Source organism: Leucobacter fengyongliangi, from assembly GCF_052386045.1.
In genome coordinates this window covers 485,542-499,308 of record NZ_CM126356.1, presented here as the reverse complement: position 1 = coordinate 499,308, position 13,767 = coordinate 485,542, and the positions used below count along the sequence as shown (strand labels likewise).

Annotated in this window: 11 protein-coding genes; 2 read left to right on the top strand and 9 right to left on the bottom strand. The window is 66.6% G+C overall.

Features of this window, described 5'->3' with window-relative positions; all coding sequences use genetic code 11:
• Positions 1-245: 245 nt before the first annotated feature.
• Complete coding sequence (locus tag ACTNFK_RS02375; RefSeq protein ID WP_435936056.1) at positions 246-1,109, top strand: polyprenol monophosphomannose synthase; 864 nt, start codon at positions 246-248, stop codon at positions 1,107-1,109.
• A gap of 67 nt (positions 1,110-1,176) precedes the next feature.
• On the opposite strand, the gene hpf is transcribed toward ACTNFK_RS02375, so the two are convergent.
• The 7 genes from hpf to ACTNFK_RS02340 form a co-directional block, all read right to left on the bottom strand.
• Positions 1,177-1,815 carry a ribosome hibernation-promoting factor, HPF/YfiA family gene (hpf, locus tag ACTNFK_RS02370; RefSeq protein ID WP_435936055.1) on the bottom strand — a complete coding sequence of 213 codons (639 nt, stop codon included), beginning with the start codon at positions 1,813-1,815 and terminating at the stop codon, positions 1,177-1,179.
• A gap of 74 nt (positions 1,816-1,889) precedes the next feature.
• The gene (locus ACTNFK_RS02365) at positions 1,890-2,828 is read right to left on the bottom strand and encodes a ComF family protein (RefSeq protein WP_435936053.1); all 939 of its coding nucleotides are present in this window, start codon (positions 2,826-2,828) and stop codon (positions 1,890-1,892) included.
• A gap of 199 nt (positions 2,829-3,027) precedes the next feature.
• On the bottom strand, positions 3,028-3,807 hold the full coding sequence (locus ACTNFK_RS02360; RefSeq protein WP_435936052.1) for an endonuclease domain-containing protein: 780 nt from the start codon (positions 3,805-3,807) through the stop codon (positions 3,028-3,030).
• A 463-nt stretch (positions 3,808-4,270) separates the two neighbouring features.
• Positions 4,271-5,974 (bottom strand): LpqB family beta-propeller domain-containing protein, encoded by a 1,704-nt coding sequence (locus tag ACTNFK_RS02355; protein WP_435936051.1) that lies wholly within the window; start codon positions 5,972-5,974, stop codon positions 4,271-4,273.
• Positions 5,974-7,671 carry an MtrAB system histidine kinase MtrB gene (gene mtrB, locus ACTNFK_RS02350; RefSeq protein ID WP_435936050.1) on the bottom strand — a complete coding sequence of 566 codons (1,698 nt, stop codon included), beginning with the start codon at positions 7,669-7,671 and terminating at the stop codon, positions 5,974-5,976. Before mtrB ends, ACTNFK_RS02355 begins: the two co-directional genes overlap by 1 nt.
• A gap of 3 nt (positions 7,672-7,674) precedes the next feature.
• On the bottom strand, positions 7,675-8,358 hold the full coding sequence (gene mtrA / locus ACTNFK_RS02345; protein ID WP_435936049.1) for an MtrAB system response regulator MtrA: 684 nt from the start codon (positions 8,356-8,358) through the stop codon (positions 7,675-7,677).
• Positions 8,359-8,456: 98 nt separating this feature from the next.
• Positions 8,457-8,933 (bottom strand): metallopeptidase family protein, encoded by a 477-nt coding sequence (locus tag ACTNFK_RS02340; protein ID WP_435936048.1) that lies wholly within the window; start codon positions 8,931-8,933, stop codon positions 8,457-8,459.
• A gap of 22 nt (positions 8,934-8,955) precedes the next feature.
• Between ACTNFK_RS02340 and ACTNFK_RS02335 the strand changes: the two genes are divergently transcribed.
• Positions 8,956-9,360, top strand: coding sequence for a DUF3499 family protein (locus ACTNFK_RS02335; protein WP_435936047.1), 405 nt, complete (start codon positions 8,956-8,958; stop codon positions 9,358-9,360).
• On the opposite strand, the gene ACTNFK_RS02330 is transcribed toward ACTNFK_RS02335, so the two are convergent.
• Positions 9,357-10,763: a DUF5719 family protein gene (locus ACTNFK_RS02330; protein ID WP_435936046.1), complete on the bottom strand. Its 1,407-nt coding sequence runs from the start codon at positions 10,761-10,763 to the stop codon at positions 9,357-9,359. The two genes, ACTNFK_RS02335 and ACTNFK_RS02330, sit on opposite strands and share 4 nt — an antisense overlap.
• Positions 10,760-13,711, bottom strand: coding sequence for a glycosyltransferase (locus tag ACTNFK_RS02325; protein ID WP_435936045.1), 2,952 nt, complete (start codon positions 13,709-13,711; stop codon positions 10,760-10,762). The genes ACTNFK_RS02330 and ACTNFK_RS02325 overlap by 4 nt, the downstream gene beginning before the upstream one ends.
• Positions 13,712-13,767: the final 56 nt, after the last annotated feature.

Below are 13,767 nucleotides of genomic sequence, written 5' to 3'. Positions count from 1 at the left end.
GTGGTGGGGCGGTGATGGTGCGAGGTGTGCACCGTGTCACCGTTGCCAAATTGTGACAACGCCCCAGCCTAGCAAGCCCGGGCACGGAGCACCTGGGTATCTCACACGGCCCGGCTAGTGGCCGGGGTGGTGCGCAATGCCCTCCCTCCCACCCGTTCCTCTTCACGCGCGACCCAAGAAGGGGGCATTGGCACAGTTCGCGAGATCCACTGCACCGTAAGATCAAAGCCACAAGGCGGCGAAGAATGCGGGTGGAAGTGAGCGGATTTGGCGAGGGCACCCTCGTGATCCTGCCGACCTACAACGAGGCCGGTTCGCTCGGCGAGATTGTGTCCCGCGTGCGAACTGCGGCACCCGGTGCCGACCTGCTCATCATCGATGATGCGAGCCCCGATGGTACGGGTGAGCTTGCCGACGCGCTAGCGGCGGCGGATCCGCGGGTTCGCGTGGCACATCGATCGGGCAAGCTCGGGCTGGGCACGGCCTACGTGCTCGGGTTCCATCGCGCGCGCGCGGGCAGCTATCGATTCGTGGTCGAGATGGACAGCGACGGATCGCACCTGCCCGAGCAGTTGCCCGACCTGCTTTCAACCGCGTGCGCCGGGGCAGGCCTCGTCATCGGCACTCGCTGGATCGAGGGCGGGCGCATCAGCGGCTGGCCCAGGCACAGGCGCTGGATCTCACGCACCGGAACCTGGGTGGCCCGGGTCGCACTGCGGTCTCAGCTGCGTGACATCACCAGCGGATACCGGGTGATTGACACCCGGTGGTTATCGCGGCTCGACCTCGACCAGATCAGCTCGCACGGGTATGGTTTTCAGGTCGAACTCGCGTGGACACTTGAGCGACTGGGCTGCCCGATCGCGGAAGTGCCGATCACGTTTATCGAGCGGAGCGCGGGGCGTTCGAAGATGAACTTCGGGATCGTGTGTGAGGCGCTCGGCCGCGTTCTGACGTGGGGATGGCAGCTGCGCTTCGCGCCTGGACGGCTGCCTCGAGCAACGGGCATGTCGGGCCAGACGGGCAGCACGTCGGGCCAGTCGGGAATGTCGTGCCAGTCGGGCCCGTCGAGCACGGGCGAGCTCACGAAAGAGACGCCCAGCCACTGATCGGGCTGGGCGTCTCGGTGCTCCTGGGTCGCTCCGGGCTTCTGCTAGTGAACTGCGACCCCGGAGATTACGCCAGTTCGCTGAGGCTAATCACTCCGTAATTCCAACCCTTACGGCGATACACCACGCTGGGCTTGCCCGATTCGCTCTCTACAAAGAGGAAGAAGTCGTGCCCGACAAGCTCCATCTGATCGACCGCTTCCTCAACAGAAACGCGCTCGGCCGGGAACTCTTTCGAGCGGATGACGACCGGTGTGTAATCTTCTTCATGCTGCTGTTCGTCGGTCACGATCGGCACGCTCCCGGTGGCCACCGCCTCAATGGTTTCGAGGGGTGCGGGAGTCAGATCCACGCTCTCAAAATCGTTCGCAGCTGCTTCACCGAGCGAAGTACGGCCGCGGCCACGATGCACCTTGCGACGGTCCTTCATACGGCGGATCCGCTCGAGGATGCGGCCGTACGCGATGTCGAAGGCCGTGTATTTGTCGGCTCCGGTGCTCTCAGCTCGGATGACGGGGCCGGGGCCGATGACCGTGATCTCGACGCGATCACCATTCTGTGGGCTGCGGTCACTCAAACGTGACACCATAACCTCGAACGTCTGCACCTTCGGCAGTAGCGTCTCGATTTTTTCCGTCTTTGAACCCACATAGTTCTCGAAACGTTCAGTAATTCCGAGACTACGTCCGCGAATGTTTACATCCATGGTGACCTCCCTAGGGTTCAGGCGGGTGGCCTCTAACAGCGCACCGTTACGCCTTTCTCGAACACTACTCTGGTTCACCGTTCGTTTTCCACCCGGTTGTGCTTCGGCTCGAAAATCGGTAGGTGTGTCACAGGATTTGATGAGGATCGTTCGCCGTTGCTCTGGTGGGGAGCAGCCTGGTCGTCCTGGCGATCGCTGCGTCGCTCAACCGCACACAGCGCGACGATGGCGATGACCCGGGCCCCCGCCTCGGTCAGCGCCCGATGCGCCGCTACGACAGTGGCACCGGTGGTGACGACATCGTCGATTAACACCACCTCCCGTCCATGCAAGATCGTTCTTGCCGCCGGCGTGACCTCCACGAGGGCCGCGTTACGCTGCCGCTGGGTCGCAGTGAGTCCGACCTGTGAGGTGCGGCCGGGACGCGCGCTCAGTGCCCGCGGTAGGAGCCAGGGGCGGGGCGCAGTTCTTGGTGTTCTCTGCATTCCGGGCGAATGCGGAGCGAACGAGATTCCGGGACTTCCGGATGCGGGGCTGTACGCTGCGGGTGTCACCGGGGCAGACGTTCCGCACCTCAGCGCCGCGCGCACCAGCATGTCGACGTGACGGTACCCACGCTGGCGCACGCGCGCGGCTCGCGAGGGCACGGTCACGAGCAGGGGCATGGTCGGGGCGCGTGCGAGGCTTATCGCCACGCGTAGCGGGGCGTTCAGTCTCGCGCCCAACTCGCGCGCGAAGCCGGTGTGTCCGGCGTGCTTGAAGGCGACGAGTTGGGCGCGAAGCGGGCCCTCGTAGGGGCCCGCGACGCACGCGGGCACCCCCACCGGGGTGGCGACCCAGACTGCAGTGCCGTTGCCGGCTCGCAGTTCGTTTCGGCAGCCGTCGCAGCAGTCTCGGTCAGGTGCGCCACAGTTCACACACTGGGTCGGCCACAACAGCGCCAGGGCATCAAGCAACACTTCTCGCAACCAGTGGATCACGCGACCCAGAAGTTCATCCCCACGTCCAGTCATGCCGCTCCCGGCCATCCCTCTCCCAGACATCCTGCTCTTCCTCCTTCTTCCTCTGCTCTCACCCGCAGCCATCCCTCACCCTTCTTCCTCTGCTCTCACCCGCAGCCATCCCTCTCACTTCTTTCGCCTCCGTTCACTCGGAGATCTACGCATTTCAGGACCAAAACGCACTCACCAGACCCCGCATTCTGCAGATCTCCTAGCGAGCGGGAGACCTTCCACGCGCAAGCGCACGCTGAATCAACCCTTGGACCTCTGGCCACCGATGCACTACCTGCTCATACGAGCAGCGGATCACCTGATAGCCGCGAAGCATTAGCTCTGCATCGTGTCGAATGTCTTCGGTGCGCTGCGCCCCCACGTGGTGACCGCCGTCAATCTGCAGCACCAGCCAGCCATCAATCAGGAAGTCGACTCGATGTCCATGAATCCAAGCCTGCGGTTCGATAGGAACTCTCAACCACTGCAGCCTGACCCGCACAAACGTCTCCAACCCGGAATCTGAATACGGCTGACTTTCCTCGAGGAGCCGACGAGATCTACCCCTGTACGACAGGTAGGCAAGGGATTGCAGATCCACCATCTTGGCGTGAAGCGCCGATTCCCAAACCGCGAGCGCAATCTCGAACGGCTGGCACATGCCGACAATATCCAAGACATTTTCAACGGGATCGAACAGTGCCCCCGGCTCTCGCTGCAATACCGGTTGAGCCCAGTGAATAACACCCCGGCGATCTTTGACTTCTGAATGTGGATGTGGGGCCGCCAGATGCGGCGCATCTTCGTGGAGGACCCACAGCCCCAGCCTCTTTGCCTGCGTGATGCAGGTGAGGATAGTACCTGTGCTCGCCGCGAGGAGGAGTTGAGGGTCAGCTTCAGGAAGGGCGACCCATCCGCGGCGGACTGATCGAATGGTGCCGGCCTTCACCTCCAATTTCAGGTGATATCTGCTCACACCCAGATCAACGAGCTTGGACACGGGGGCCACTCCGCCGAGCTGACGCAACATTGATTTTGGGTGCATACCTCCAGCTTGGACTCCCCTCCGCAGTTCAACTTCTTCAGGCGAGTATCTGTAGAGAAGTCGCAGACGTATCTCCAGATTCCGACCCTGTGCGCGGGATGTCTTCGAGCAGCCGAGCACAGGGCTCAGGGCTCAGGGCTCAGGGCTCAGGGCTCAGGGAGAGCGACCAGCAGACTCACCGCGCGGCCTGGCTGGGGTCTTCCGCTTACTCGGACCTTTCGGATGTCCAGGACCCATGTGGCCGATTTGCTCCTGGATTGTGCAGATCTCCGAGCGACGGGAGAGAGGGAGGGAGGGAGAGAGGGAGAGAGGGAGAGAGGGAGAGAGGGAGAGAGGGAGGGAGGGAGGGAGGGAGGGAGGGAGGGAGGGAGGGAGGGAGGGAGGGAAAGGGAAAGGGAAAGGGAAAGGGAAAGAGGCCCTACCCTACCTTCGCCACGAGGGCGATCCCGTCGAGCTGCCGCTGCCAACCGCTGCCCTGCGGGGAGTAAAGCCGACCATCGTCGTCGAGCACCCGCAGCAACGAGCGGATCCCCCCACCACTCACCGCCACCGCTCCGGGCACGGTGCCAGATTCCACCGCGAACTGCCCGAGCACCCCCTGCGTGACCTTGCCCGAGACCCCGTTTCGCGTGAGCGCAACGAAACGTTCATCGTCGATCCAGTCAAGATCAATTGGGGTTCCCGCAGCCCAGAGTTCAACACTCGCGGCACCTGTAAGCGCGAGCGGCACCCCGGCGGCATCGCGCGAGATTCCCCCAACCAGCACCTTGCTCTGCTCCGGTGAAGCTGAATCTACGACCAGCACGGCCAGACGATTCCCGCCCTGCGACACACGCACGGCCACCGGCTGTCGACCGCCCAGCCATGGCATCTGCAGTTGCACGGTCCGTTCCCCCGGCTTCGTGACCAGAATCTCGCCCGGGCTCGCGGACGAGTAGCTCCACACATATCCGAAGCGGTCGAGGCTCGGCGCGAGTAACCCCCCACGCAGATCGACCTGTACCTGGTCGTCGGGCGACACCCAGCTCACGATGCCCTGGTGCAGCACGGCCGCGCTGCGCCGATCGGGTGCGAGCGTCACGGCGCTCGGCTGCAGCTGGGCAATCCTCGTACCGATGCCGGCGAGCAGCGTCACCTGCCCGGCCCGAATCTGACCAAAGACCCCGTCTTTCAACGCCGCAACATACAGGTTTTCCGCGGTCGGGGAGGTCGTGTCGGCGGCGACCACCGGGCCCTGATCAATCAGCGAGCCGTTGACGAGCAGCTCGAATCGTGCCACGTTCGGCACCGCCTGCAGGCTCGCCCCGAGCTGCCGCTTCACGAGTTCCATGGTCGTGGGATCGGCATCGAGCAGCTCGGCCGAGAGGTCGATTCGCGCAGTGCCATCGACCACGGGCACGGCTCCGCCGGCGAGCGCGGTGCCCGCCGGCAGCGCGCTGTGTAACACCTCGACCATCTGCTCGGTCGGCCCGGCGAGCAGCTCACCCACCACCTGGGTGCTGATGGTGGCCCGGTTCAAGAACCAGCGCGTGTCAGACACCAGGCGGTTGTCTGCGCTCAAGAAATAGAGTTGCAGTGGGGTCCAGACCGCCGCAAACGTGCTCTTGTCCAGGATGATCCCGGCCGGCGCGGAGGCGATCCGCCACTGACCACCGATCTCGGCGAACTCGAACCGCACCTCGGTCGCGGCACCGGGCCCCACGCCTTGCAGGGTTCCCCGCTCGTCGACGCTCGCGATCACCGAGAGTGAGAGCACCCCCACGTTTTCCTCGGCCTCGCGGTATTGCTGCGTGCCCTCATCGACGAGCACCCCGAGCGAGGGATCCCATTCGTCGGCGTACTCCGGAGCGAGAAACTCACGCGCGGTCGCATAGTCGTCGGCGCTCGACGCGGCGGCGCTCACGAAACCCCGCACGATGTCTTCTTGGCTGGCATCTTCTGTGGGTCCACCAGGATTGAACTGCACGGGCTGGTCGGCCTGGCTCAGGCTCTTCAGGCCCTCATTCACCGGCCCCGAGCTCGGTATTCCTTGGCATCCCGCGAGGCTGAGGCTCACGCAGACGAGCAGCGCCGCCACGACAGCGCGCGGTCGCATTCCCTGGTGGATCGCCCGCCGTCGCACTACTTCTTCCCCTTTGTGACGTTGCGCCAGGGGCGGCGCAACCAGCCCCCCGTGGCCTCCGGGTCACCCTCGTCGGGGGTGACATCGTCGGGTACGAGCGGGATGGGTGAGACGAACGCGGCGATCTGATCGCCGCGCGGCAGGGTAAGACGAAACTGCGAACCCTCGCCGAGCCTCGACCAGGCCTCGAGGAGCCCGCCATGCACTGCGGCGTCTTCACGGGCGATTGCGAGCCCGAGCCCCGTGCCCCCGAGGGTGCGTTTGCGCGATGGGTCGGCGCGCCAGAATCGGTCAAACACTCGGTCGACGTCTTCGGGTCGCAGTCCCACTCCCCAGTCGCGCACCGCGATCGCAATGGCTGAGGCATTGGAGTCGATGGTCACCACAATGGGCTTCCCCTCACCGTGTTCGATGGCATTGCCGACGAGGTTTGAGACGATTCTGCGGATTCGGCGCGCGTCGACATCGACCGCGCCGTAGCCGCCCAACGGCCGCACCTCAATCAGGCTTGATGACAGGGGTTGCAGGCCATCCACGACCGTCTGCGTGAGCATGACGAGGTTCGTGGGTTCGGTCTCGAGCGTGACGCGCCCGGCATCGTACCGAGAAATCTCGAGAAGGTCGGCGAGGAGCGTCTCGAAGCGATCCACCTGGGTGCCGAGCACCTCGATAGCTCGGGCTTGCGGGCCGTCGGCCATGGCGCTGCCCTTGAGTACCTCGGCGGCGAGGCGAATCGTGGTGAGTGGGGTGCGCAGTTCGTGCGACACATCAGATACGAAGCGCTGTTGCATCTCCGAGAGCTCATCTAGCTCATCGATGCGTGCCTGCAGGGTATCGGCCATGTCGTTGAAATTCTTGGAGAGCACATCAAAGTGCTCATCGTTTTGCAGCGGCATGCGCGCGTCGTTCTCTCCGGCCGAGAGCCGCCGACTCGTGTCGGCCGCCGCGCGGATCGGCCGAAACACGATGCGCGAGATGCTCCACACGAGCGCCCCGATCAGCAGCATCAGAATCAACGCGGTGAACGACAGCGTGCGCGTGACAAACCCGAGGGTTTGCTCCGTCTCCGCCATGCTGTACCCGATGAAAAGATCGTAGGTGCCGGCCCCCGCGGGGAACACCAGGCTCGATGCCACGAGCACGCCCGGCACCGGGTTTCCCACTTCGTCGGCGAGTGTCACCGCCTGCCAAAATTGCGGCGATTCCCCCTTAAGCAGGGCCTCAGACAGATCCGGGCTCACGGCATCAACCACCTGCGTGGAGGTGTAGAAGTCGGCGGGAGCCTGCGGTGACGTTTCTTGCCCGGGTTGCCGGCGCACGTAGATCAGCCCGCTCGATGACGTGTCTTGCACGGTGCGTCGCACTGAAGTGACGAGCGCGGAGAGCGCACCCCGGTCGCTCGCGTCCGACGCATCGACAAGCCGCTGCGCCGCGAGCGTTGCCCGCGCCGAGTCTTGCAGCACTTGATCGCGGCGCGAGTTGTAGAGGTCGTCGCCGATGCTCGTGAGAATAAACGTTCCGGAGATGAGAATCATCACCCCGGTGATCATGCCCGTGATGGTCATGGTGCGCAGCTTCAGCGACCGCGACCAGCGTCGCCGCAGCGGGCCGAGCACGGGATTGGTTGTGCGGATCCACCCGATCTTGAGGCGGCGCAGCCGCAGCATCAGCTGCGAGCGACCGGTGCCGCTCGTCATCCGTTAGTCGCCGGTGCCGCCGGCGCGGTAGCCCACCCCGCGCACGGTGGTCACGATGGTCGGGTGGTCGGGGTCTTGCTCGATCTTGGCGCGCAGCCGCTGCACGTGCACGTTCACCAGGCGCGTGTCGGCCTTGTAGTGATAGCCCCACACCTTCTCGAGCAACACCTCTCGCGTGAACACCTGCTGCGGTTTACGCGCCAGGATCACGAGCAGGTCAAACTCTAGCGGGGTGAGCGAAATGGGCTGGCTACCGCGACGCACCTCGTGGGCCGCCACGTCGATGTCGAGGTCGCCGATGCGCAGATTCTCACCGTTGACCTGTTGCGGCTCCCGCAGACGCGCCCGAATGCGCGCGATGAGCTCAACCGGGTTGAACGGCTTCACCACGTAGTCGTCGGCTCCGGCTTCGAGGCCGCGCACGACGTCGGTCGTGTCGCTGCGCGCGGTGAGCATGATGATGGGCACACCCGATTCCGCACGAATCTGAGTGCACACCTCGATGCCGTCGATGCCGGGCAGCATCAAATCGAGCAGCACGAGGTCGGGGCGCCCCTTCTGAAACAGCTCGACCGCCTCAGTGCCATCCGCCGCGTGCTCGGTCAGAAACCCCTCGCCCTGCAGCACCATGCCCAGCATTTCTGACAACTGCCTATCGTCATCGACCACCAGTATGCGTGCGCTCATGCTCCCATTATGTCTGCTTCTGGGCTGCGGATCGCCGATTCAGACCTGTAGTCCTCCTGTGAGCGGGCTGTGCTTGCTGCGCGGCGAACCGGCCCGACCTAGAAGTGATCGAAGCGCCCTGGCAGCACGTCCCAGGGGCTCAGCCCCAGGTACTCGCACACTGCGCGGTGCACGCAGTGCTCAACGAACAGCCTCCGATGCTCGGCATCGTCGACGTGCAGACCCCGGGCGCGCTGAATGGGCATGCGGAAGAGGATGATGGTGCGTGCGGCCCGATCCACCGCGTAATACAGCGGCTGCTCGCTTTCACCGTTGCCCGTGGGCGCGGTCGCGAAGCCGATGTGCACGCCCTGCAGTTCGTCGCCGAGGTGGTGCTGCAGCAGGTGCAGCGCGCCGCGCGCGTCGAGCTCGAACCGGGCAATGCGGCTGTCGGGGTTGGGCAGCTGGGAACCGGTCGTCGATGAGCGGATCGGCCTGCGCCCGTGCCGCTTCGCCGGTGCGGCAGGTGCGCCAAATACCGGCGGCATTCCCGCCGCGCCTCCCGGCTCACCGCGCCGCTTCGACCGCCCAAACATGCAGCCAGTCTACGCTGAGGGGGTGACCCCCGATGATCCGCACAGTTGGCTCGAACCCGACGCACACGAGGCTGCGAGCGAGGCCGAGGCGCCAGTTTCGCAGTCGGATCACACGCATGCTGACCACGCTGGGGTGGATCACGCCGGCGCAGATCGTGCAGCCGCGCGGGCGCACGATCGCCTCTGCGCGCGGGTCAGTTGCGGGGCGCTCGCCGAGGCGACGCTGACCGCAGATTATCCTGATCGGGTGATGGCGGTGGGCCCGCTGAGCCCGCTGCGTACGCCCCCGGCGCTCGACCTCTGCGCCCGACACCGCGACGCGCTCACGCCTCCCGACGGGTGGGAGCTCATTGCGCACGACAGCTCGGCACCAGGCCAGGCGCGACCGGAACCGTCCGCCTCACCCGCGGCGCACCCGGCCGCCTAGCGGGTAAAGACCGTGATGGTGCTCGCGCGCTCGTTGAGCTCGATCACGGGGTAGCCCGCGATGTTGCCGCCCGCGGCCAGCCGCACGCCCATGACGATCGGCACGTCACTCGTCACGAGGGCCGAGGCGGGTGCCTGTGCGACCACCGCTCCGCCGGCTGGCACCGTGAGGCGCAGGGCCGCACGATCACTTTCTGCGGCGGTGTCGGCGATGCGCACCTCGGCGGCCTCGGTGCCCGGGTTCACGAGCACGAGCTGCCCACCGGGAACGACCGCCACGGCGATCTCGCTGTCGGCGTCGAGGAGGGGTGCCGGGGCGAACCATGCGTAGTCATGCTCGGGGCCCTGATCGGCGGAGCCAAATGCGCCACCCACCAGTGGATCAGCGGCCGTGATGATGGCCGCGTTCGCTTCTTCGGGCCAGTGCGCGATGGGCACATCAGCCACCGCGGTATCGCCGTATTCGATGGTTGCCAGGTCTTCGCTGGAGCCGTCGGGGAACAGCGCACGCACGCTCGCGGTGCCCGATTCGCCGCCTGGCGCGAGCACACGGAAACGCACCGAGAAGGGGTCAAGCTCGCCAGCATCGCCCGGTCCGTGATCGTGGTCGCTGAGATTCGTGAGGCCCGGAATCACGAGGGTCGGGTTGGGTGCGATCTGTCTCGTCGCGGTGTCGACCGCAAACGAAGTGAGCTCAGTAACGTGGGCCACGCCGAGGGTTGCCGTGACTGCGGCACCGGTGCTCACGATGCGCACCGCGAGCTGCTCACGCCCGGGCGCATACCCATTCATCGACACCACGCGATCGCTCCCCGCGGGCACGAGCACCCCACTGGTTTGCTGCGAGTCGACCGCGCCGTTCTCATCGAACACGGTGAGCTGGACTGTGGCTGGAACCGCGGAGGGGTTGCCGAGGTTCACCGTGGTCGTGATTCCCAAGGTGGTGGCACCGCCGACGAGCCACTGCTCGTTCGCGGGTTCTGCACAGGCGCTCGCGCTGAGTCCCCGCAGAGTGTCGGTCGTGACTGTTTGCGTCTGCGCAGCGGCAAAGCGGTCGCCCGCGGGCACGCCCAGCACCTGCGGGGCGGTGCCCCCGGCCTCTTGCCGCAGCAACTCGCCCTGTGTCGTGAGCGTGCCGGCCACGGTCACCGCGGCCTCCCCGACCGGAATCGAGGTGGAGGGCCGGGTGGGATCCGCTCCCAGCACTGCGAATGCGCCGGCGCACACAATGTCGCGCTCTGCGCCCTGCATCGTGTCGACGGTGAGTGCCACCGGAGAGCGCTCGATCGTGGGCAGCGGCGCGGTGCCGAGCACCAAGACGGCTGCGGCTGAAACAGCCAGAATGACCAGCCCGGTGGTAGCTCGCAAGCTTCCGCGCAGCACGCTGTTGGTTTTCTCGCTCATCGCGCGCTCCCCTCGGTGGGCTCTTCGGGCAGCGGATCGGCCCGCTCTTCGGCGACCTCGGCCTCGGTCGGGGCTCCGGGGGCGCCCACGGCGAGCCTGCCCGGTTTGCGGCGCCGCTCGGGGCGCTCGGTGACCTCGCCGGTGGGCAAAGCGAGGAGGAACATTGCAAGCAACACGACAACCTGCACCCACCACACGGCCTGACCGCTGAAGTTCGTGCCGCTGAGCCAGGCGTTCGTATCTGCGGGTTCGGTGGTGACCGCCTCAATTTCGACACCAGACACCCGCCAGAGCAAACCGTGACCGGTCTGCCCGGCGCTCGTGAGCGCCGCACTCTGATCGAACGCGGCCTGCAGCAGGGCCCGCTCGGTGCTGTCGCCGTCGAGATTCAGCAGCACGAATCCGACACCTGCCTCGGCGAGATTCGCCTGCAATTCGTCGTCGTTGCCAGTGCTGGCGAGGTCGCCGACGAGCTGGGCGATCCACTGGTCTTCATCGGTGGACTGCGTGACCCGGTCGGCCGTGCGCACCTGATCGAGGCGCAGCCCCGTGCCCGTCACGAGCTCGGCGCGCACCGCCTGTTCGCCGGTGGCAGTGAGCACGAGCGTGCGTTGCCCAGGATTCACAGCGCCGGCCGCCTGCACGAGGGCGGGCATCTGGGTGCCACCCGCGGCGAGATCGGTCTGGGCGGTCGCCAGGCGAATCGCGATGGGCGACACCGCGACGAGTGCGAGCACGAGGCCAACGGCGACGATGGGGGCGGCGGCGCGGCGCAACACGGTGGTGCCGATGCCAGCGAGCCCGAGTACCGCGATCCAGTACAGCGCGAGCCCCGAACCCGTCCATAGCGCCACGGGGGCTGCGCCGTCGCTGAGCAGCTGCAGCTTCGACGAGAAGACGGCGGTGAGGAGGCCCAGCCCGCCCAGCACGGCGTGCAAGACCGTGAAGTGCACCTTGCCGGTGACAAGACCGAGCACCGCGAGCAGCACGATGGGCAGCAGGAGCACCCCGACGAGCAGCGTGGCGGGCGGGCCGCCGAGACCGATGGTGTCGAGAATCCCTCCCCAGCCGTCGAGCCCGAACTCAGGGAACCCGAGCATCAGCTGCCACGGGTTCGCCGGGGCAAACGCGGTGGTGATACCCGGGTCGAGCAGCAGATTCAGCGGATCCGCGGTGAGGGTCGCGACAAGCTTGGGGGCGAAGAGCACGAGCGGGGCGAGTGCGGTGGCAAGCACGCGAGCGATGCCGCGCACCGAGCTGACCAGCCCGACCACCAGCAGCACGAGCGCCGCGGGAATCAGCACCGGTGCACACGCCAGCGCGATCGCGGCGAGCAGCGATGCAACGCCCGCCCAGCTCCACGACTCGCGGCATCTGGTGGCCGCGAGGAGCAGCCACGGCAGCACGACGGCGAGGATCAACGTGGGGAAACGACCCGCGTCAAGTGAGCCGAGCAGCACCGGGCTGAGCGCCCAACCGAGGCCCACGAGCGCGCGACCCGCGGGCGATTCGGTGAGCTGCGCGCCCCAGATCCAGCCACCGAGCGCGGCGAGCGGAATCGCCGCGACCGTAAAGAGCACCACCGCGTGCGAGGGGTTCCAAAACGTGAAACTGCCGAGCACCGCGAGTACCCAGGCGAAGGGATCCGCCGGAACGCCCTCGATCGTTCGCGTGTTCTGCCACAGCTCGCCGATCGGGCTGAGCGGGGCGAGCCCGCCGCCCAGCAGGCTGGTCTGCGTGACCGCCCACCAGCACAGCGCAAGTGCGGCGACGATCGACGCGCCAAAGACCGCGAGTCCCCCGGTCTGGATGAAATGCAGCTCGCGTGCGAGCCTGCCCTGCGCGGCGAGGATCGCCTCGCGATCGATCATGCGCGCAGTGCGCACAGATTTGGGGTCGATGCGCAGCGGGCGCACGGCGGCCCACCCCGCCTGCTGATTCGCCCTGATCCGCCGCCTGGAGGCGAGCAGTGCACCCGGCCGGAAGAACACGCGCAGCGCCGCGGTGAACTCGCCGAGCATGTACCCGGGTTGTTCGCGGATCAGCGCCCAGCCGACGCGAGCCACCGCCACGAACGGCAACCCGAGCCACATGAACAGCGCGAGCAGCCCCGGCGCATAGGCGATGCGGCGGTGCAGATGCGAGGTGCGCGCTTGCCGGTGCGCGACGCGCATCACCCGGCGCGACCGGTCGACTCGCGGACCCGCGATGCCCAGCTGCGCAAACCGCACCCGAGACGCAGGCGCAACGATGACGCGGTAGCCGGCGAGCCTCGCACGCACGCTGAAGTCGAGACCGTCGTCGTAGACGGGGAGCGCGGGATCGAAGCCATCGAGCTGCGCCCATACGTCGCGGCGCACCAGCATGCCGACCGGGCCGACACCCAGCACGTCTTGCAGGTGGTCGTACTGCTGCTGGTCAAGTTCTTGCCGGCGCAGCAGCCACCGCTCGCCGCCGTGGGTGAGGCTCTGGCCCAGCTCGATGATGCGCTCGGGGTGATCCCAGTCGACGAGCTTTGGCCCGGCGACGGCGACCGACGGGGAACGCTGCACGGTGGCGAGGATGAGCTCAAGCGCGCGGGGTTCGGGCGCCGAATCTTCGCTAAGCAGCCACAGCCACTCACCGAACGACGCACCGGTTGTTCTGGCGTCTGGCGTGGTTGCGGATGCGTCTCGCGTGGATGCGGCTTGGGTGGTCGCTGCGTGGTCTGCGGGGATCACCGAGACCCCCCGACGCACCGCCTCGCCAAACGGGAGCTGCCCGCTGGCCGTGACGATCCGCTCGATGCCCGCCTGAGCGAGTTGCGCGGCGACCTTTTCGCTGCCGCCCGTCACCACCGCGACGATGCGGTCGGGCGCGCGCGTTTGCGAGCTCAGGCTCGCGATGGTTTGGTCAAGCCAGTCGCCGCCGGAACGGGCGACGAGAACGGCGGTCACTGTGCTGCGCATATCAAGCCAAGACTAGGCGCGTGGCGAGCGAAGACCGGTTTTCGGTGCGGCGAGCC

Bases quoted from the DNA above. Each gene is read 5' to 3' on its own strand.
- ACTNFK_RS02375 (WP_435936056.1), top strand. From the start codon at position 246: ATGCGGGTGGAAGTGAGCGGATTTGGCGAGGGCACCCTCGTGATCCTG.
- hpf (WP_435936055.1), bottom strand. From the start codon at position 1,815: ATGGATGTAAACATTCGCGGACGTAGTCTCGGAATTACTGAACGTTTC.
- ACTNFK_RS02365 (WP_435936053.1), bottom strand. From the start codon at position 2,828: ATGACTGGACGTGGGGATGAACTTCTGGGTCGCGTGATCCACTGGTTG.
- mtrB (WP_435936050.1), bottom strand. From the start codon at position 7,671: ATGACGAGCGGCACCGGTCGCTCGCAGCTGATGCTGCGGCTGCGCCGC.
- mtrA (WP_435936049.1), bottom strand. From the start codon at position 8,358: ATGAGCGCACGCATACTGGTGGTCGATGACGATAGGCAGTTGTCAGAA.
- ACTNFK_RS02340 (WP_435936048.1), bottom strand. From the start codon at position 8,933: ATGTTTGGGCGGTCGAAGCGGCGCGGTGAGCCGGGAGGCGCGGCGGGA.
- ACTNFK_RS02330 (WP_435936046.1), bottom strand. From the start codon at position 10,763: ATGAGCGAGAAAACCAACAGCGTGCTGCGCGGAAGCTTGCGAGCTACC.
- ACTNFK_RS02325 (WP_435936045.1), bottom strand. From the start codon at position 13,711: ATGCGCAGCACAGTGACCGCCGTTCTCGTCGCCCGTTCCGGCGGCGAC.